At 50.9% G+C, this 19820-nt stretch carries 24 protein-coding genes; 12 read left to right on the forward strand and 12 right to left on the reverse strand.

The genetic code is table 11. From position 1 onward, the window contains the following. Nucleotides 1-9 precede the first annotated feature (9 nt). The gene (gene crr / locus FH974_RS11875) at nt 10-519 is read left to right on the forward strand and encodes a PTS glucose transporter subunit IIA (RefSeq protein ID WP_047883881.1); all 510 of its coding nucleotides are present in this window, start codon (nt 10-12) and stop codon (nt 517-519) included. Nucleotides 520-861: 342 nt separating this feature from the next. Here the strand turns inward: crr and FH974_RS11880 are convergent, their stop codons facing one another. Beyond that, entirely contained in the window at nt 862-1755 is an 894-nt protein-coding gene (locus FH974_RS11880) for a Dyp-type peroxidase (protein ID WP_047883883.1), read from the reverse strand. Between the two features lie 177 nt (nt 1756-1932). Between FH974_RS11880 and FH974_RS11885 the strand changes: the two genes are divergently transcribed. Continuing rightward, nucleotides 1933-3531 carry a GGDEF domain-containing protein gene (locus FH974_RS11885; RefSeq protein ID WP_053061725.1) on the forward strand — a complete coding sequence of 533 codons (1599 nt, stop codon included), beginning with the start codon at nt 1933-1935 and terminating at the stop codon, nt 3529-3531. Nucleotides 3532-3650: 119 nt separating this feature from the next. On the opposite strand, the gene FH974_RS11890 is transcribed toward FH974_RS11885, so the two are convergent. Then, nucleotides 3651-4058 carry a hypothetical protein gene (locus FH974_RS11890; protein WP_047883884.1) on the reverse strand — a complete coding sequence of 136 codons (408 nt, stop codon included), beginning with the start codon at nt 4056-4058 and terminating at the stop codon, nt 3651-3653. Between the two features lie 5 nt (nt 4059-4063). Continuing rightward, nucleotides 4064-4525: a DUF2919 domain-containing protein gene (locus FH974_RS11895; RefSeq protein WP_047883988.1), complete on the reverse strand. Its 462-nt coding sequence runs from the start codon at nt 4523-4525 to the stop codon at nt 4064-4066. Between the two features lie 579 nt (nt 4526-5104). Here FH974_RS11895 and FH974_RS11900 point away from each other — a divergent pair. The 3 genes from FH974_RS11900 (at nt 5105) to FH974_RS11910 (ending at nt 6300) form a co-directional block, all read left to right on the forward strand. Further along, complete coding sequence (locus tag FH974_RS11900; protein ID WP_047883989.1) at nt 5105-5467, forward strand: DUF2956 domain-containing protein; 363 nt, start codon at nt 5105-5107, stop codon at nt 5465-5467. Between the two features lie 88 nt (nt 5468-5555). Further along, nucleotides 5556-6041: a DUF1499 domain-containing protein gene (locus FH974_RS11905; protein ID WP_084712459.1), complete on the forward strand. Its 486-nt coding sequence runs from the start codon at nt 5556-5558 to the stop codon at nt 6039-6041. 70 nt (nt 6042-6111) lie between these two features. Further along, nucleotides 6112-6300, forward strand: coding sequence for a hypothetical protein (locus tag FH974_RS11910; protein ID WP_047883885.1), 189 nt, complete (start codon nt 6112-6114; stop codon nt 6298-6300). Nucleotides 6301-6469: 169 nt separating this feature from the next. Here FH974_RS11910 and FH974_RS11915 read toward each other — a convergent pair whose 3' ends face one another. The 6 genes from FH974_RS11915 to napF form a co-directional block, all read right to left on the reverse strand. Continuing rightward, nucleotides 6470-6604, reverse strand: coding sequence for a TIGR02808 family protein (locus tag FH974_RS11915; RefSeq protein ID WP_084712460.1), 135 nt, complete (start codon nt 6602-6604; stop codon nt 6470-6472). A gap of 24 nt (nt 6605-6628) precedes the next feature. Next, complete coding sequence (locus FH974_RS11920) at nt 6629-7204, reverse strand: NapC/NirT family cytochrome c (protein WP_047883886.1); 576 nt, start codon at nt 7202-7204, stop codon at nt 6629-6631. A 25-nt stretch (nt 7205-7229) separates the two neighbouring features. After that, nucleotides 7230-7700, reverse strand: coding sequence for a nitrate reductase cytochrome c-type subunit (locus FH974_RS11925; RefSeq protein WP_207103302.1), 471 nt, complete (start codon nt 7698-7700; stop codon nt 7230-7232). A gap of 85 nt (nt 7701-7785) precedes the next feature. After that, the gene (gene napA / locus FH974_RS11930) at nt 7786-10272 is read right to left on the reverse strand and encodes a periplasmic nitrate reductase subunit alpha (RefSeq protein ID WP_047883888.1); all 2487 of its coding nucleotides are present in this window, start codon (nt 10270-10272) and stop codon (nt 7786-7788) included. Continuing rightward, nucleotides 10269-10541 carry a chaperone NapD gene (locus FH974_RS11935; protein WP_047883889.1) on the reverse strand — a complete coding sequence of 91 codons (273 nt, stop codon included), beginning with the start codon at nt 10539-10541 and terminating at the stop codon, nt 10269-10271. Before FH974_RS11935 ends, napA begins: the two co-directional genes overlap by 4 nt. A 3-nt stretch (nt 10542-10544) precedes the next feature. Then, entirely contained in the window at nt 10545-11036 is a 492-nt protein-coding gene (napF, locus tag FH974_RS11940) for a ferredoxin-type protein NapF (protein WP_047883890.1), read from the reverse strand. A 380-nt stretch (nt 11037-11416) separates the two neighbouring features. Between napF and narQ the strand changes: the two genes are divergently transcribed. Then, nucleotides 11417-13114 carry a nitrate/nitrite two-component system sensor histidine kinase NarQ gene (narQ, locus tag FH974_RS11945; protein ID WP_047883891.1) on the forward strand — a complete coding sequence of 566 codons (1698 nt, stop codon included), beginning with the start codon at nt 11417-11419 and terminating at the stop codon, nt 13112-13114. Nucleotides 13115-13118: 4 nt separating this feature from the next. Beyond that, on the forward strand, nt 13119-13745 hold the full coding sequence (locus FH974_RS11950) for a response regulator (protein WP_047883892.1): 627 nt from the start codon (nt 13119-13121) through the stop codon (nt 13743-13745). Nucleotides 13746-13818: 73 nt separating this feature from the next. Here the strand turns inward: FH974_RS11950 and FH974_RS11955 are convergent, their stop codons facing one another. Beyond that, the gene (locus FH974_RS11955; protein WP_047883893.1) at nt 13819-14100 is read right to left on the reverse strand and encodes a winged helix-turn-helix domain-containing protein; all 282 of its coding nucleotides are present in this window, start codon (nt 14098-14100) and stop codon (nt 13819-13821) included. Between the two features lie 227 nt (nt 14101-14327). Further along, on the reverse strand, nt 14328-14969 hold the full coding sequence (ompW, locus tag FH974_RS11960) for an outer membrane protein OmpW (protein ID WP_047883894.1): 642 nt from the start codon (nt 14967-14969) through the stop codon (nt 14328-14330). A gap of 459 nt (nt 14970-15428) precedes the next feature. On the opposite strand from ompW, the gene FH974_RS11965 reads away from it, so the two are divergent. The 5 genes from FH974_RS11965 to FH974_RS11985 all read left to right on the forward strand — a co-directional run bounded on the left by FH974_RS11965 (nt 15429) and on the right by FH974_RS11985 (nt 18338). Then, the gene (locus FH974_RS11965) at nt 15429-15827 is read left to right on the forward strand and encodes an MAPEG family protein (RefSeq protein ID WP_047883895.1); all 399 of its coding nucleotides are present in this window, start codon (nt 15429-15431) and stop codon (nt 15825-15827) included. Between the two features lie 69 nt (nt 15828-15896). Further along, on the forward strand, nt 15897-16250 hold the full coding sequence (locus tag FH974_RS11970; protein ID WP_207103303.1) for an ArsC family reductase: 354 nt from the start codon (nt 15897-15899) through the stop codon (nt 16248-16250). Nucleotides 16251-16264: 14 nt separating this feature from the next. After that, the gene (gene dapE, locus FH974_RS11975; protein WP_047883897.1) at nt 16265-17395 is read left to right on the forward strand and encodes a succinyl-diaminopimelate desuccinylase; all 1131 of its coding nucleotides are present in this window, start codon (nt 16265-16267) and stop codon (nt 17393-17395) included. A 7-nt stretch (nt 17396-17402) separates the two neighbouring features. Then, nucleotides 17403-18101, forward strand: a complete 699-nt coding sequence (locus tag FH974_RS11980) for a M15 family metallopeptidase (protein WP_047883898.1) — start codon at nt 17403-17405, stop codon at nt 18099-18101. Beyond that, nucleotides 18102-18338 (forward strand): DUF2897 family protein, encoded by a 237-nt coding sequence (locus FH974_RS11985; RefSeq protein WP_047883899.1) that lies wholly within the window; start codon nt 18102-18104, stop codon nt 18336-18338. It begins immediately after the preceding gene. A gap of 206 nt (nt 18339-18544) precedes the next feature. Here the strand turns inward: FH974_RS11985 and FH974_RS11990 are convergent, their stop codons facing one another. Continuing rightward, nucleotides 18545-19801: a glutamate-5-semialdehyde dehydrogenase gene (locus FH974_RS11990; RefSeq protein WP_047883900.1), complete on the reverse strand. Its 1257-nt coding sequence runs from the start codon at nt 19799-19801 to the stop codon at nt 18545-18547. Between the last annotated feature and the right edge of the window lie 19 nt (nt 19802-19820).

A 19820-nucleotide genomic window follows, 5' to 3' on the forward strand; every position in this document is an offset into this window, starting at 1 on the left:
AGCAACGATATGGGTCTGTTTGACAAATTGAAGAAGCTGGTTTCTGACGACAGCGCTGAGGCTGGTGCAATTGAAATCATCGCGCCACTTTCTGGTGAAATTGTAAACATTGAAGATGTGCCAGATGTGGTTTTCGCTGAGAAAATCGTTGGTGACGGTATCGCTATCAAACCAGCTGGTAACAAGATGGTTGCCCCTGTAAACGGTACTATCGGTAAAATCTTCGAAACTAACCACGCTTTCTCTATCGAGTCTGACGACGGCATCGAACTGTTCGTTCACTTCGGTATTGACACTGTTGAACTGAAAGGCGAAGGCTTCACTCGCGTCGCTGAAGAAGGTCAAACAGTGAAAGTGGGCGACACTATCATTGAGTTCGATCTGGCACTGCTGGAAGAAAAAGCGAAATCTACTCTGACTCCTGTTGTTATCTCTAACATGGATGAAATCAAAGAGCTGAACAAGCTTTCTGGTGCAACCACTGTTGGTGAAACGCCTGTGCTGCGCGTTAAGAAATAAGACAACATCTGTTGTAGATAGCCACTCGCTATTGTGACATCAAAGCGCTGCCTTCGGGTGGCGCTTTTTGTTTGTCTGACATTGTGTAGCGCCCTGCCGCAACACAAACATAAAAAAGCGAGAGGCTTTGCTCTCGCTTGCTTTGATTCTGTAAAGCCTGCTTTTCTGAGTGTCTGATAGACTCCAGGAGGGCGATGTATATATCGCCCATTTTTCCTAATTCCCCGTGCTCTGCAGAGTCGCCCGCTGTCGCAACAGCATGGCAATCCACTGACCGGGGCAGAACATACACTCAAGCTTGGTACCGGCGCGACCTTGCCGGGATCTTTTCTGCCAGGCTGATTACAGAGACTGCAACATTTCCATTGATGGAGCGAAGAAATACGCCCCGGTAACCGCAGATGTAAAGCGCAGCAGTTGGTCAGTTTTACCGTCAGTATGGCCGTACATGCTTTCCAGCATCGCTTTAAAGTTATGCTGAGTATTGCAGTAAGCAATGAACAACAGGCCATGGTCGCCGCTGACAGTGCCGTATGGCAGGCTGTGACGAACGATTTTCAGCCCTTTGCCTTCTTCTTTAATGTCAACACGGCCAACATGAGATGCTGCAGGAACGTTCTCCAGCTCTACAGAATCTGGTTTGGTACGGCCAATCACTTTTTCCTGAGCCTGAATATTCAGTCGATTCCAGGCTGGCAGGTTATGAACAAAGCGCTGCATCATCACATAACTGCCGCCCGCAAATTCGCCATCCTGAATCAGTGCCACATCAGCACGCGCTTCACGGGTTTTCGGATTTTCCGTACCGTCAATAAAGTCCGTCATATCACGGGCATCCAAGTATTTGAACCCGTAAGTTTCGTCCAGAATGTCCAGCTCTTCCGCTACCGGTTCCATGAACTTGCGTAGCAGGTAGAAATTAAGGTCATGACGACTAGAGTTAACGTGCAACAGAATATCACCACCAGTTGCCGGAGCTGTAATCGCTCCCTCACCTAACGCAGTAAACTCATCAAACTGAGCCGGACAGCCTTTTTCCATCGTCAGCCAGAAAGGTTTACCGAATGCCACAGAGGCACGCAAATCCGCATGTTGCTGGCTATTGACACTCTCAACCAGATCATGAAGTTTCTGGCACTGCTCGACCAAAGCGTGTCGGTCACCTTTAACATTCATGACCACATACAGTGCAAATGGACCGGCCTCTGGCAAAATTAGGGGTTGTGCAGTTGCCATATCTTTCTCCTGTTATTGCTCTCATTGCGCTTCGCGCTTTTCAGTCCGTTGATTATAACGCGTTTTCCATCACTATCGTTGATCATTGTCAGCGGTCGCAAAAATCCGTGTTCGCCTTTACATCTTTGATTAAGTTGTTGAAAATAATGAACACCATTAAGCGCGCATTTGCATATTGTGAAATTCAGCCCTTTTCTCTTCCTTTTATACAGTCTGATTGCCTGGCCATCCTTCGCGCTTGAATCTGTCACGTTGCAATTGCGCTGGCATCATCAGGCGCAGTTTGCCGGTTATTACATGGCACAGGTAAAAGGTTTTTACCGTGAAGCTGGCATCAATGCCACGATTGTTCCCGGCGGAGAGGGAATTAATCCGCTCGAGCAGGTAATGAATAACCGGGCGGATTTTGGCGTTGGCAATACGGAGGTGCTGATCGGCTTCGGACAAGGCCAACCGGTTACCGCGCTGGCGGCCATTTACCAGCACTCACCGTCGATATTATTGGCCCGCTCCGATAGCCAGATTGATACCCTGACCGATCTGAAAGGCAAGCGGGTGATGATGTTTGCCGGCAGTACGGATGCCGAGCTGATCAGTTTGCTGACTGGCAACCAGATTCGCCTGAATGAGTTCGAGGCGGTGAATACCTCAGGGAATATTCAGGATCTGTTATCCGGCCGGGTCGACGTTTTCAACGGCTACCTGAATAATGAGCCCTACCTATTGAAGGAGTCGGGAGTCAAACCGGTGATCTTCCAGCCGGCTCAACATGGCATTGATTTTTACAGTGATATCCTGTTTACCCATCAACATACCACAGAGCAGAAACCGGATCTGGCAGAGCGATTCCGAACAGCCAGTATCAAGGGTTGGTACTATGCACTGTCCCACCCGGAAGAAACGCTGGATGTGATCGAATCACATTATCCGTCGCGAAAAACCCGTGAGCATCTGGCCTACGAACTGGAAACATCACGCCCGATGATCCTGGCTGATTTGATCGAAATTGGCCATATGAATCCCCATCGCTGGCAAACCATTGCCGATCAGTTGAGTCGGCATGCTCTGATGCCACCAACAACAATCAATGCACAGTTCCTGTTTCACTACGACTCCCCTGACGCTGACAACCACCTTCTGGCGATTGCTAACTCGGTATTTATCTTACTGGGCTTAGCGATGACTGCGGCTTTTCTTTACATCAAAAACGCCCGCCTCAAACGTGAAGTCAGTTTGCATAAACTGGCCAGAGAGCGGGCAAACCGTCAGGCACGCCGGGATCCATTGACCGGGGTTGCAAACCGGGTCGCGCTTCGGGAGATGTTGTGGGAAAGCATCTACAAGCCAAAGAATAAACAAGCTTGTCCTGTGTTACTGTTTATTGACCTGGATAACTTTAAAACGGTCAATGATACTTACGGCCATCAGGTAGGTGACATGGTGTTGCAGCAGTTTTGCCAGCGGGTGAAAGCGTTGTTGTCCGGAAGCGATGCTTTTTTTGCCCGGCTCGCAGGGGATGAATTTGTCGTTTTACTGCCCGACGCCCCCCACTCTGCGGCCGAGTCGCTGTCCCAACAGCTCAATCAACTGGCAACTGAACCCTTTCAGATGGGCAAGCAGTCAATACACATTGGCGCCAGTATCGGGGTCACCCGCTACCGGCAGGGAGACACACCAGATTACTTCTTATCCCGGGCTGATACCCAGATGTACAAAAACAAAAAACGCTCCCGACAGGAGCGCTCTTCTTCTGAGTTACCGATCTCTGACCAGTAAGGCAACTCAAATCATTTTTTTAGACCTACTTTTAGACCTACGCATACACCCGCGCGGCCAATCTTTAACGCAAAAAGCAGGTGCAAAAAGTAGGCGTAAAAATAAAGCCAAATCGTCGTTTAGACTGATGTCACGGCAACTTGCAGCTTCAGTTGTTTTTCCCCTTCACTGTCTTGCCCTTCATACAAAATCGGGGTATCCAGTCCAGTGGAAAGGGTTGGAGCAATCAGGGTTCGCCAGCCGCCATCATCAAGTCGCTCCTGCACCTTAAAGGCAATCTTCACTTGTTCGGCGGAGACTTCTATCAATTCAGCACTCCCCACCAATTCGCGTTGATTCTGGCCAATTTCATCCAGTGTGCCAAAAAATACCGTTTCTTCACCTGGCAACAGCGACAGTGACGTATTCACCGACCGGGTCATACCTGCCCCAGTCAGCTCAAAATTAACATCCAGCAACCAGTCAGCCATGGCTAACGGGCTTAATAACGCACTAAACAGAACCAGGCCTTTACCCCAATCGTTCATGTTTGTTACCTCTCTATGGGCTTGTCGGCAAATGTGTTTCTGACCCGAGAACTTCTGAGTAAGTAACCGCCCAGCCATAGCGTCAGTAACAGGCTGATAGCTCGGGTCCAGCTGAACGCCCCGTGGGTCAGGATCAGCTGATGCATTTGCAACGCACAATCTGTGATATATGCCAGCAACAGGATGATTTTCCCCCGCTGCCAGATAAAATTAATGACTTTGTTGTTCTTATATCGGTGACCGGACAACCACATCAGCAACATTGCCGGGAGGCCGATCGCCATTGCCAGGTACAAGTTCTGTGGCAACGGATACAATGTTTCCAGAATCCGGGCTCCTTGCTGTCGACTGGCCCCTGCAATAATAAAAACCAGCCAGCCTTTTGCGCTGAAAAACAGAGTTAGCCATAACATGGCTGAAGGTTTCAGCAGCCCGTGACGGTCATAGGCTTCAATCGGGTATAACACCGTATTTCCCCAAACAATTGCGATTTCAAATGGCGTTTCACATGCTAATGACTGACATGCCATTTGCTGACGTCATACCTTATGACTCAGGCATGTCATCGACTTGCTACATGCGACTTACTCTATGCAATGGAGGCTGATGTGATCATTTTCAACACCAGCGCAGGTCAACGGTGTTTTCTGCTATATCTGACCGGTTTACTCAAGATAAGCCTTTATGATTATCGCACCAGCAGCCGTGGTAAATTCTGTGCTTTAACGCACTTTAAAACAGTTCAACTTGTAGCCAAGTTCACGTTTTTACGTTAAGTAACACACAAATTTCTAGTTTTATTACACAAGTCACATTGGGGATAATTATGCACCACCTCCCGAACCCCCCCTAATAATTCATTACTTTTCATTGCGTTAAAGATAAAAATAAAAATTCACACTTGGGCAAAATTCATTCACACAATGAAATATTTTTACGTGTTGTGTGATCACTTTTCATTGCCTATCGCATTAGCTTTCCCGCTGACGGAGGGTATAATTTGCCTCTGATAAATGATTCGACATTACACAACGACGGCAATCACTATGGCAGTCAAAAAACCACAGCAAACCCCATCTCCGGAAACCCAAGCAGAAGCAATGCGCATTGCCCGCGCGACGCAAAAACCGGGGCAAACCAAGGAACAAACCAAACTGATTGCTCAGGGAATTCAACACGGTATAGAGCAGTACAAGAAGCAACAGAAAGCCAAGGCTCGAGAAAGAGATAAACTACGAAAGAAACAGTCCAAGGATAAGAACCCACTTAACGACCCGGCTACTTCTTACGACCACGACAATATCGCCCCACATGACCCATCATTGGCTACCCCGTCTCGCCAACAATGGCTTCCCTGGGTTCTTCTTGGCTTATCGTGGGTCGGGTTTCTGGCTTTCTACCTGCTGTAACCCATACAGAAGCTGCATTGGCGCTCAGCAAGACCGCCAACAGATATTGCGTTCATCCGAACCCAGACGACATACAAGGAATTCTGTCATGATAACAAGTCGATTACGCTTCTCCCGCTTTCCATTACTGACGGCTTTGAGCTTGGTACTCGCGGCGTGCAGCAGCACTGCTGCCCAACAGTCATCAGAAAATGACACGAGCACTCTCAATCACATCAAAATTGCTCAGCCGTGCGGCGACAAACCTAATTGCGTCTCCACACTTGATGCGCGTCAGGATTTTCAGCTTGCTCCGTTTACGCTGACGGAAAAAGGAGAAAAATACTGGAAAGCGGTCAAACGGGTCGCGACTCTGTTACCGGGAGCACGGATGGTTGAAGATAAACCGGACTATATCCGCATCGAGTGCACCAGCCGGGTCTTTAAGTTTGTGGATGATTTTGAGGTCCAGCGCGACGGCAACCAGCTCATTGTCCGCTCAGCATCCCGAGTCGGGTACTATGACTTCGGCGTCAATCGCGATCGCGCTGATCAGTTCCGAGAGTTATTAAAAGCGCAGGGTTATTTGCAATAACTTATTTGATAATAATTATCAGTTAGATCTATAATACTGGCTGGAATGACTCTTCTTGTTGGGGTGTCTTATGACCAAAGCCAGTTTTTTGCTGTTCTGTGTGATGGGCATCATCTGTATGACACTGCTGCAACTTATTGATGCCAGTGTCGGTATACTGACGCCTGACCAGTATTTGCTGGAGTGGGGTGCCCTGGATGCTATCTGGATCAGCCTGCTCGCTTTAGCGGTATATGAAAATTTTCTGCACCGCGAATAATGCCGCCGACTCTTTTCAGGCTCAGGCTTAGCCTACAGCGAAGGACTAAGACAGGGCTGGAAAGACCAAAGGCTAAGAACGAAAAAGCCATGCCTCCTGACTACGGTCAGAAGACATGGCTTACGTTGGCTGATGCAATCACACCAGTCACCACCGACGCAACCGGTACTTAACTTTGCTTGTCTTTTCCTAACGACAGCAGACCAATGCAAATCACCGCGACGGCCAGAAAACCGCTCAAAATTATGACTGGCATCGCCGCATAACCCAGTGTGTGCCAGATTACCGATTCGAGTGTACTCATACGTTTCTCCTCCTCTACCGACGGCTACTGCCAGCCTTCGATGCCTTTCATATCAGGCAGTTTGTGAGCAATCCCTTTATGACAGTCCACACAGGTTTTCTCACCGGATGCCAACGCGGTAGAGTGCTGTTTCACACTGCGCGCGCCCTGCTCTGAGAAATCCATATACTCAAATTCATGGCAGTTGCGGCACTCTTTGGAATCGTTATTTTTCATCCGGTGCCATTCCCGGTTAGCCAAATGACCGCGCCTTTCCTGGAACTTTTCTTCCGTGTCAATCGTGCCTATCGCAAAGGCCACCAGCTCTTTCGATGCCTGTACCTTGCGCACAATTTTATCGGTCCAGTTATGCGGAACATGGCAATCAGAACAGATAGCCCTGACCCCAGAGCGGTTCGAGTAGTGAATCGTTTCCCGAATTTCTTTCACAATCGGCGCATGACACCCGGAGCAGAACTCTTCCGTATTCGTCGCTTCCATCCCGGTGTTAAATGCACCCCAGAACAGCAGGCCGCCCATAAAACCCATGAACAGGACCAGCCCGACCGCCACTTTACTTGGCGAGGTGAAGCGCCGCCAAAAGGATTTGATTATCTTCATTAATAGCCTCTTCTTTTCTATCCGGCTACTCGCGCAGCGCATCAACACGCTGGAAGTCATTGTCGACCAGTGGCTTCGCATCTGCCTGAGGCACATGGCACTGAAGACAGAAGTAACGCGATGGTGAGACATCAGACAGTACCTGCCCCTGACGAGGAGACTGGTAATGCGTCACACTGATTTTGGTCGCGCCCATGTCGTTGGCATTTTTCCAGCTGTGGCAGGCCAGACATTTATTGGCATTCAGAGAGACTTCATAGTTACGGATGGTATGCGGAATCAGCGGTGGCTGATAAACATAATCACTGTTAATGGTGCCCTGATCGCGAGGGTACCGTTTCATCGGATCAGCCGGACGGGTTTCTTCCAGGTTGGTGGCCCCACGCAACGAAGACAGGCCACCTGTGCCGCCCGGATTATTCAGTGCTTCAGCACTGTGAACAACGCCGGTCAGCATCATACCGACTGCCAGAACTGCTAAGACTAATCGTTTCATTCTATTCTCCGCCTTAATGGCTAAATTCAGGTCGAGAGCAGGCTGCCTGCGTCAGGCAAACAGCCGCTGCTACATAGGTGACTTATCAGGCTTTAGAAATTTTGACCGGGCACTTCTTGAAGTCGGTCTGTTTCGATAACGGATCCGTTGCATCCAGAATCAGCTTGTTCACCAGAATTCGGGCATCAAAGAACGGAATGAAAACCAGCCCGACCGGTGGACGGTTACGACCACGGGTTTCAACGCGGCAGCGCACTTCACCCCGGCGAGACTGAACCAGTACCTCATCGCCACGACGCAAACCACGAGCCTGCGCATCATCCGGGTGGATGAAACACACCGCATCCGGCACCGCTTTGTACAGCTCAGGTACCCGACGGGTCATCGTTCCGGTATGCCAGTGCTCCAGTACACGGCCAGTACACAGCCACATGTCGTAGTCTTTATCCGGGGTTTCCGGTGCCGGCTCAAACGGTGCAAAAATGATATTCGCTTTACCGTCAGCGTTGCCGTAGAACTGATAGCCTTTACCTGCTGCAACGTACGGATCGGAACCTTCAATGAAACGCCACTGGGTTTCTTTGCCGTTCACGACCGGCCAGCGCAGACCGCGTACCTGATGGTAGGTATCATATGGTGCCAAATCGTGACCATGGCCGCGCCCAAACGAGGCGTATTCCTCAAACAACCCTTTTTGCAGGTAGAAACCCTGCGCCTGCGCATCATCATTCAGCGCCTGCGCTTCAGACAGCGGGAACTGGTCAATCTGGCCGTTGCGGAATAACACATCAAACAGCGTTTTACCACGGTACTGCGGTGCCTTTGCCAGCAGTGCGTCATCCCACACTTCTTCAACCTTGAAGCGCTTGGTAAATTCCATGATCTGCCACAGATCCGATTTAGCCTCACCCGGCGCTTTTACCTGCTGATACCAAACCTGAGTACGGCGTTCAGCATTGCCGTAAGCCCCTTCCTTCTCAACCCACATGGCGGTTGGCAGAATCAGGTCGGCAGCCTGCGCAGTCGCAGTCGGGTACGGGTCAGAGCAGACAATGAAGTTCTCTGGGTTACGGTAACCCGGCAGGCGCTCTTCATTGATATTCGGACCGGCCTGCATGTTGTTGTTACACATTACCCAGTAAGCATTCATTTTGCCGTCTTTCAGCATCCGGTCCTGCAACACTGCGTGGTAACCCGGTTTTGGCGGAATCGTCCCTTCCGGCAATTTCCAGATTTTTTCAGCAATCGCGCGGTGCTTCGGATTGGCCACCACCATGTCTGCCGGCAGACGGTGAGAGAATGTTCCCACTTCACGAGCCGTACCACAGGCGGATGGCTGACCAGTCAGCGAAAACGGGCCACTCCCCGGTTGAGAAATTTTGCCAGTCAGCAGGTGGATGTTGTACACCAGGCTGTTCATCCACACCCCACGGGTGTGCTGGTTCATGCCCATGGTCCACAACGACATCACCTTCACATTTGGATCGGCGTACTGCTTGGCCAGCTCGATCAGCTTATCCTGCGGGACACCGGACATTTCTGAGGCTTTCTCGACGGTGTATTCCGCCACCGATGCTTTGTATTCCTCAAAGCTCATCGGGTGCATCTTGCCCGAGTTGGCGTTCTTCGCTTTCACCTGCAGCGGGTGATCATCACGCAGGCCGTAGCCGATATCAGTGTCAGCACGTTTGAAATTGGTGTGCTTATTAACAAAGTCCCAGTTAACGGCATCATTTTCGATGATGTAATTGGCAATAAAGTTTGCAATCGCCAGATCCGTCTGCGGATGGAAGATCATGCCGTTATCTGCCAGCTCAAACGAACGGTGCTGGTAAGTGGACAGTACGTTCACCTTCACATGCGGATGGCTCAGACGACGATCCGTCACACGGGTCCACAATACTGGGTGCATCTCGGCCATGTTCGAGCCCCACAGCACAAAGGCATCGGCATTTTCAAAGTCGTCATAGCACCCCATCGGCTCATCGATACCGAACGTCCGCATGAATGCCCCTACGGCGGATGCCATGCAGTGACGCGCATTCGGGTCAATGTTGTTGGAGCGGAAACCGGCTTTCATCATTTTGGAGGCCGCATAGCCTTCCATAACCGTCCACTGGCCGGAGCCGAACATTCCCACCCCAGTTGGGCCCAGTTTGTTCAGCGCGGCCTTCCATTTCTCGGCCATGACGTCAAATGCCTGATCCCAGGACACCGGCTGAAAATCGCCGTCTTTGTGATATTTGCCGTCTTTCATGCGTAGCAAAGGGGTCTGCAAACGGTCGGTGCCGTACATGATTTTCGACAGGAAATAGCCTTTAATACAGTTCAGGCCACGGTTGACCGGAGCTTCAGGGTCCCCTTGAGTAGCCACAACCCGCCCGTTCTGCGTCCCCACCAAAACAGAACACCCGGTGCCACAAAAACGACAAGGCGCTTTATCCCATTTAATTTTGGTTTCGTCAGAACTAACAATTAAGTTAGTTGCTGAAGCCGGTAGCGAGATTCCCGCTACCGCTGCTGCTGAAGCAGCGGCGTTTGCTTTCACAAACGCACGTCTTGTCATTTTCATGAATCATCCTCAGATTGCGAATCAAAGTGTTCAATTTGGTGATACACTAAAAACGTCGTTAAAACGTGTTCTAAGTTATTGATTTTATCTATGGTATCGGTCACGAAGCCCTGGTTTTCAGTTTCCAGAACCACAATGACTTTCCCTTCTTCACTGTCGCCGTAAATTTCCGCATTGGGCATGGCCGCGATTTGATCTTTCACGGAATCCAGAAAAGCCGGCTTCACATGCACGACCAGACTTGAGATATGGACTTCTTGTAGTGCCATGGCCTAACTCTCTTTGTTTTTAGGATTAACCACTGTGATCGCTGAGGTCGGGCAAACCGACACACACGCACCACACCCGGTACAATTGGTTGCCTCAAGTTCAGGCTGGGCCACGCCACCCGGTTGCAGCCGAAAACGGATTGCCTGGGTTTCACACATGTCGCCGCAACTGCGACATTCAACATGCTGATACGCCAGACACCCCTCTCCGATTTCCGCTACCATTGCCCATGCTGGCGTGGTTTGGGGATGAAACAGCGGTTCCGGACACACATCGGCGCAACGATAGCAAAACGTGCATTCGCCCCGTTTAAAATCGACTTCAGGAAAACCGCCGTCCCCGTGAATAATGATCTGCGTTTCACAGGCCGCGGCACACTTCCCGCATCGGGTGCAGCCGTCCGTGAAAATGTCGTCGTTAACCATCCAGGGTAAGCGTTGTTGCTCAGGTTTCGAGCGTCGGGTCAGTAAGCGGCGACGGGAGCGATCAAACATTGACTCATTCCTTTATGAAATATTATTAATAAACATAGCGCTTACCGACGGGCATACTCGCATCAGTACCGAATTCACCCGCTGAGTTGCTGCATTCGCAGCAAGCTTATTCACAAGCTGTCATTTTCTGACACCGCCAGTGTAAATTTAGTAATAAATGCTTAAATACCTAGTAAGGGTTAAATAGGGGGGGACTTTGTTTTGGATCAATAAAAGTCAACGACAGCTCTCACACTATTGACTGGCATTCTTGAGGCAGACACCCCAAATATTCCAAAAAGGGATAAAACACAATGAGCATTCCCATTCTGCCGCAAGTCAGCGTACACTCAGTTCAGCCACCTTTCCGTCACTAATCCAATAAATAATAAGGAAGAATTGTGCAGAACCGGCCACTAAAGCCCGTGACGACCACCATCGCCCGATCCATGCTCGCCATCCTGCTGTTGTCGGTTGCCACTACCAGCTTCGCCCTGCTGACGCTGGCATCGAGCTTGAACGATGCTGAAGCCATTAACGTTTCCGGATCACTGAGGATGCAGAGCTACCGCCTGGCCTATGATGTCGAAACGGAATCACCCGATTTACTCCTGCATGTTGAACAGTTTGAGCACTCGCTTCTGTCACCTTCCATGGCCGCTTTGTCACACTGGACCGTCCCGGACACCATTCAGTCCCATTACAGCAATTTGCTGCATCGCTGGCAGACACTTTATCCCTTGCTCCGGGATGGTGACGAGCAGGCTTACCTTCGCGAGGTTGCGCACTTTGTCGATCATATCGACGCATTTGTCCTCGAATTACAGGAATTTTCCACCATTAAACTCCAGGTCCTATCGATTGTCGGCGGCCTGGGGTTAAGCCTGATTCTGCTGGTTGCCCTGTTCACGATTCATTTCACTCAGCGCAAAATTGTCAGCCCACTCAAGCAGCTGGTGTTTGCCAGTGAACAAGTGAAAAACGGTCAGTTCACTCTGAACCTCAACCTAAAAAGTGATAATGAGCTGGGTCTGCTGGCTGGCACGTTTAACACCATGGCTTCAGAGCTGGGCAAGCTGTACCGCAACCTGGAAAAGAAAGTGGATGAAAAAACCCGCCGCCTGCGCCAGGCGAACGATTCACTGCAGGTGCTGTATAACTGCTCGCAGGAGCTGACCGAAAGCCGGCTGACCTCGAAGAACTTTGCCGCGATGCTAAAAACCTTGCTTCATATTGAGGGGCTGACCGCGACCAAACTGGTGATCGAGGAAGCCAGCGGTGCCAATACAGAAATCAGCGCCGGCACACCGACTGAAGGTCACTGGCACTATCAGGATTTGGAGCTCGACGGCCAGATTCTGGGACAGCTCTGGTGGCAATACACCCTGCCCTGTCCGGATCAGAGCCTGATCGACAACATCAGCCGCACCCTTGCGCGGGGCATTTATTACAACCGGGCCCAGAAACAGGCTGAGCAGTTACTGCTGATGGAAGAACGGGCCACTATCGCCCGCGAGCTGCATGACTCCCTGGCGCAGTCGCTGTCTTACCTGAAGATTCAGGTGACCCTGCTCAAGCGCCAGCTCAGCCAGGACGAAAAGGAACGGGCGATGGCGATCATCGGTGAAATTGACGCCGGCTTGTCGGGTGCCTACACCCAGCTGCGGGAACTGCTGAGCACTTTCCGGCTGACCATCAAAGAGGCCAACTTTGGTGAAGCTCTGGTCGAAATGCTCAAGCCGCTGGAAGATCAAAGCGATGCATTGCTGATCATCGATAATCAGCTGTCGTCGCTTAACCTTGATGCGCACCATCAGATCCATCTGCTGCAACTCATCCGTGAAGCGGTACTCAATGCCATCAAGCATGCCGCGGCAGACGAAATCATCATCACTTGCAGCCAAAATGAACACGATATTACTATCAGCGTCAAAGATGACGGGATTGGATTTGACCCGGCCAACGAAAAACTTAACCATTATGGTCTGGCGATCATGACGGAGCGGGCATCGCGCCTGCACGGTACACTGGATATAAACACGACCCAAGGCTCCGGGAGCGAGGTATTGCTTCGTTTTCAACTGGAGCCTCAAGGATAACGATATGGCAACCTGGAAAATAATGATTGTCGATGACCACCCGCTCATGCGCCGTGGTATCCATCAGCTACTGAGTTTTGAAAGCGATTTTGAGATTGTTGGTGAAGCCAGCAACGGGGCTGATGCGCTCCAACTCGCATCGGAAGCCGAGCCGGATCTGATCCTGCTGGATCTCAACATGAAAGGGATGTCAGGGCTCGATACCCTCAATGCCATGCGGGCTGAAGGTATTCAGTCTTGCATCGTGGTCCTGACCGTTTCTGACAGCAAAGCTGATATTCGAGCCCTGCTGAATGCCGGTGCTGACGGCTATCTGCTGAAAGATACCGAGCCGGATGAGCTGATCAATCTGCTAAAGCAAGCCCTGTGCGGTGGGAAAGCCTATAGCGAGCAGGTGCGGGAATACCTGGAAGACAACGATTCACAGGAGTCACTGCTTGATTCCCTGACCGACCGCGAGATGCAGATCCTGCAGGAAGTCGCCAAGGGGTTTCGCAACAAGCAGATCGCCGAGTCGCTGTTCATTTCTGAAGCCACGGTCAAGGTACACATGAAAAGCCTGCTCAAAAAGCTTCAGGTGAAATCACGCACTGCTGCGACGGTTCTGTACCTTGAGGCTCAAGGGCAGTAGAACCAGCAAGCACTAATAAACGCAGCTACAGAAAAACCGCAATCGCGGTTTTTTCTTTTTGACGCTGTGTCAGTTAGTGGGACACCGATGCAATGATGTCCTTCTCCCGGGATTCCACCCACTGCAAATCAAACGGCCCCCAATCACAAAGCTGGTAGTAACCGTCATTATGACGTTTGCCGTCCTGAATAAAGGACAGCTCAATCCCAAACCCCGGCAAGGCTTTCAATACGTCCTGAATAGTACGACGCGGCCAGCCGGTAATTTCAATTAACTTCGGCACATTAGGGCGATCAAGCTGCTCAACGAGCAGAGCGAGATACAGACGACGGGCAAAAACCGGATTCAGTTCCATTGAGACCTCCATAAGCTGATGGTTTTTTATTATTCCGTCTTCTGCTGAAGGGATGTTGCGTTTGATCAAGTTGCGGTAGGATTTCCAAGCACGTGCGATACGGTAGAGTGACGCATCTCGCAAAACTGCGGATTTAACGGGGAGATAAAAATGTTATCGCTTTGTAAATCAAATAACTAGGCACAACCCTCTCGGGTTGTGCCTGTGTTTTGATCATCCGGGTAGGATTAGAACGTGTAACCGGCAGAAACCATAAATACCCATGGGTCGATATCAGTATCAATCGTTACGCGATCATTGCCAGCTTTAAAGCTTACGTCAGTATTGATATCGGCATACCATACTGACGCACCAACGAACCAGTTATCTTTCAGCTGGTAGTCAATACCTACGTTCGCTGCCAGTCCCCAAGAATCATCCAGTTTCAGATCCGACAGACCCAGCCCTTTCCCCTTACCGTTAAAATCTTCGTTAAAGAACGTGGTGTAGTTCAGGCCAGCACCCACGTAAGGACGGAACTTGCTGGTGCTGTCCAGGAAGTAGTACTGAATCATCAGCGTTGGTGGTAGGTGCTCTACCTCAGCGATATCACCAACACCATTGCCCAGTGATACGTCGTGTTTGAACGGGGTCGCAGCCAGCAGTTCAATACTGATATTGTCAGTCAGCATGTAGCCCACAGTCAGGCCAAGCTGAGTATTTGAGCTCACGCCAAATTCACCCAGACCCAGTACATCGTCACTGCTTTCATTCGGTACAACCGTCGCGGCACCAGCACGCACCAGGATGTCACCTTGTTTGTGGGCCAGCGCATAAGGGGCGGCAGAAAGGGTTGCGAACGCTGCTAAAGCACAAATTGTTTTTTTCATTATTATTGACTCCATTCCTTTTGAAATCCCAACAGGAAATTTATCGGGCTTGTCGTTTGAATGGTGCAGAATGTAACCACATTGAAACAGGCACGTATTGACTGAAATCAATTTAGAAAAATTAACACCAATAAATAACTTTTGATACAGATCAACAACTTAAAAACGATGGTATTTAATGGGCTACGAGTGTGCTTAAAATGGGCTCAAACCGCACAAAATATAAAAAACAGCTCACACTTCCTGGATTTACCTAACATCCTTTGCACTCTCAAATGAGGAACTGAAAAACATTTTTATCCTCACGAATTAATAGCCATCAGGTGCATATCAGAGAGGTGTTTGCCTCTTGCTCCACGGCATACAACCTCCTTCTGCCGATTCACTCGATGCACCGGCGTCAGACTCTCCCCTATACTGATCCCATTACCGTCAGGAATAATGTAAGAGGATACCGCCATGACCCCGGCATTTTGGTGCATTGTGATTGCGATCTTCATGAATTACCTGCTGGCGGGACTGGGTGGCTGGCTCACTACCCAGCAAACAGGCCGGCTGGATATCCGCTATCCCCGCCTTCAGGCACAGTCTCTAACCGGAATGGCCGCTCGGGTAAACGCCGCGCAGGCCAACAGCTGGGAAATCCTGACTGTCTTTGCCTGCTCCGTATTCATTGCCCACCTGGCCGGTGTGCCTGCGTCCCAGTCAGCCCTGCCCGCCTACCTGTTTATCGCCTCACGCATCCTGTATTGCGCCTGCTATACCTTCAACCTGATCCCCTGGCGCACCGTGGTTTTTGTGGTCGGTATCTTTGCCTGTCTATGGCTGATAAAAATGGCGGCCAGCTATAGCGGTTAAGCCATTGCTAACCCCAGCCATTCTCGTTATAAAGAGGGACCAAATTCACAAAAAGTCAGTCAATCCACTATGAGTACCATCGCCTACGGCATTAAAAATTGCGACACCATTAAAAAAATGAAGAAATGGCTGGACGCAGAAAATATCGCATACCGTTTTCATGACTACCGCGTTGATGGCCTCGACAGCGACATGCTGGAAGCATTTGAAGCTGAACTCGGCTGGGAAGCCATGCTGAACAAGCGTGGCACGACTTTCCGCCAGCTCACAGAAGACCAGAAAGCCAACCTTAATCAGGAAACCGCGCTGGCGCTGATGCTGGAATACCCAGCGATGATCAAACGTCCGCTGCTGGTCCATAACGGCGGCTACCACCTTGGCTTTAAACCGGCCCAGTACCAAGAAATTTTCCAAACTAACTAATTAAGGATACAAGGATGTCAGATAGTCCGGTCATCGCGCTGGCCAAAGATTTAATCAGCCGCTCATCCGTTACCCCCGAAGATGCAGGTTGCCAGGATGTGATGATTGCCCGCCTGAAAGCACTAGGGTTCACCATCGAGCCTATGGTTTTCGAAGATACCACCAACCTGTGGGCACGCCGCGGTACAGAGGCACCACTGCTGGTGTTTGCCGGTCATACCGATGTAGTGCCAGCCGGTAACCTGAACCACTGGCATACGCCTCCTTTCGAGCCAACAATCATTGACGGTTACCTCCACGGCCGTGGGGCTGCCGATATGAAAGGCTCGCTCGCTTGTATGATAGTGGCAATTGAACGTTTTCTGGCGGAACACCCTGAACACACAGGCTCAATCGGCCTGTTGATCACATCTGACGAAGAAGGGCCGTTTATCAACGGTACCACGCGCGTCGTGGATACGCTGGAAGCGCGAAATGAGAAAATCGACATGTGTATCGTGGGTGAACCATCCAGTACCCATGCCGTGGGTGATGTCGTGAAAAACGGCCGCCGAGGCTCCATCACCGGTGATCTGATCATTAAAGGTACGCAAGGACATGTTGCCTATCCGCATCTTGCCGATAACCCGGTGCATCGTGCCATGCCGGCACTGGCGGAACTGGCAACAACTACTTGGGATAACGGCAACGAGTTCTTCCCGCCGACCAGCTTCCAGATCGCGAACCTGGCGGCCGGTACCGGCGCATCCAATGTGATTCCGGGGGAATTCCACGTTCAGTTCAACTTCCGCTACAGCACCGAGCTGACTGAAGAGGACATCAAGCGCAAGGTGCATTCCATTCTGGATGCGCACGGCTTGGAGTATGAGATAACCTGGACGTTCAGCGGCCATCCGTTCCTGACCGATACAGGTACCCTGCTGGAAGCCGTTGTGGCAGCCATTGAAGAAGTGAACCACCAGAAACCTGAACTGTTGACTACCGGCGGAACCTCTGACGGTCGCTTTATCGCGCAAACTGGCGCACAGGTTATTGAGCTGGGTCCGGTAAACGCTACCATTCACAAGATCAACGAGTGCGTAAAAGTCGCAGATTTAGAGAAGCTGACCGATATGTATCAGAAGATCATGGAAAAAGTGCTTTAACACTATCATGTTAATTCACCCAACAACTGCCCGGCCGCACAGCGCCGGGCAACTGACCGGCCAGGACACCAGTCATCTGGTGGCCGTCGGTAACCAGTTTGTCCACCAGCAGATGGCGCCCGCACTGCGTGCCATGCAGCAGGCCGCACAGACCGCCGGGTTTGACCTTCGGCTGGCCAGCGCATTCCGCCCGTTTGAACGTCAGCTGCTGATCTGGAACAACAAGTTCAACGGCTTACGCCCGATACTCGACAGCCAAAGCCAGCCACTGGATCCGGCAACGCTGACGGATCTCGAAAAAATTCATGCCATTCTTCGCTGGTCAGCTCTGCCCGGAGGCAGCCGCCATCACTGGGGCACGGATGTTGATGTCTATGCCGCCAACTGCCTGCCGCAAGACACCGCATTGATGCTCGAGCCCTGGGAATACGAGCCCGGAGGCCACCAGGCTGAATTCAGTGAATGGCTGTGCCACAACATGCATTCATTTGGCTTTTACCTTCCTTACAGGGAAGAGCGCGACGGAGTGGCCTGTGAACCCTGGCACATCAGCTATTTTCCTGTCAGCCAGCATTTACTGGCACAACTGACTCCCGATATGCTGAAAGCTGTGCTCAGTCACAGTGACATTGCCGGAAAGTCGCATATCCTGAAAAACCTTGATAATCTTTATATTAAGTACATAGAGAATATCTGCGAGGTGTAAATGGAATGGCTGCTCAACCCTTGGGTAATCACGCTGATTATTGTCAGTGTTCTGGTCAGCAACATCGCGGCTCTGAAGTACACGGCCAACATGAAGTTTGACTATAAGGACAAGGTCAAATACATGCAGGAAAAACACCAGCGTGAACAGGCCCAAAACAATGCGGAGCAAGACCCAAACGTTGCCGATCAAGCGACAGCACAAGAACAGCAAACAGAGCAACATAAAAACCCGTAAACTGACTTGCTCAAACCGCACCCATAAAAAAAGCGAGAGTTAAACTCTCGCTTTTGTATTTCTGATAGCTCATCCCGCCACTGTTATCAGGTCGCCCGTTCAATCGGCCACAGCGATAACAGCGATAACAGCGAGTAAGCGCGGTGTTTGAAGTCAATGCGCGCTTACGATGCAATTAACGTTATGGCTGACTTAAAAGATAATCATTAAGCCCGAGCCAAGTAATCAGCGATCCCTACCCATTTGTAACTTGTTAGCTCTTCCAGCCCCATCGGGCCACGTGCATGCAGCTTCTGAGTCGAAACCGCCACCTCGGCTCCCAAGCCAAACTGCGCACCGTCAGTAAAACGGGTTGATGCATTCACGTATACCGCGGCTGAGCCTGCTGCATTAACAAATCGCTCGGCCGCAGCCAGATCATTGGTCATGATGGCGTCGGAATGGCTGGCATTATGCTTACGCATGTGTGCAATCGCTTCATTCACGTCTTTCACGACTTTGATACCCAACGTAAAACTCAGCCATTCGGTGTCAAAGTCCCCTTCAACCGCTTTACGCAGGTTGGCGGCTTTGCCTTCCAGCAGCTCATAAGACGCTTCATCGGCTACCAGCAAAACTTGCTTGGCATTCATTCGCTCAGCCAGACGCGGCAGAAACGCTTCGGCGATCTTCTCGCTAACCAGCAGGGTATCCAGTGCATTACAGGCCGACGGACGCTGCACTTTGGCATTTTCTACCACGGTCAGCGAGCGAGACAGATCGGCACTGGCATCCACGTAAACGTGGCTGATCCCAAATCCACCAATAATGACCGGAATCGTACTGTTCTCTTTGCACATCTTGTGCAAGCCTGCGCCACCACGCGGGATGATCATGTCAACGTACTGATCCATCTTCAGCAATTGAGAAACCAGTTCACGATCCGGCTTCTCGATATACTGCACCGATGCCGACGGCAGGCCGGCTTTTGCTAGCGCGACCTGAATAACTTTCACCAGTGCCATATTGGAGTGGAAGGTTTCCCGACCACCACGCAGAATACTGGCATTACCGGTTTTCAGGCACAAGGCGGCGATATCAATGGTCACGTTCGGGCGCGCTTCGTAAATCACCCCAACCACACCCAGCGGGACACGACGACGGCTCAGGCGCATGCCATTTTCCAGTACCTTGCTGTCGAGCTCAGAGCCCACCGGATCATTTAGACTGATCACATTGCGGACATCGTTGGCAATGCCGCTCAGGCGCTCTTCATTGAGCAACAGACGGTCAATCAGGGCATCCGTCATCCCTGATGCTTTCGCCGCTTCAATGTCCAGGGCATTGGCGGCCAGAATAGTGTCGCGATTGGCTTCCAGCTCATCGGCGATAATAGCCAGTGCTTGGTTCTTTTGCTTGGTTGCAGCGGTAGCCAGTTCAAAGGCCGCCTGCTGCGCAGCCTGGCCCATCAACTCAAGATTCATTGTGTTCCCTCAAATGCAT

Origin of the sequence: Photobacterium ganghwense (genome assembly GCF_017329545.1) — a bacterium.
Taxonomy (GTDB): Bacteria; Pseudomonadota; Gammaproteobacteria; order Enterobacterales; family Vibrionaceae; genus Photobacterium; species Photobacterium ganghwense.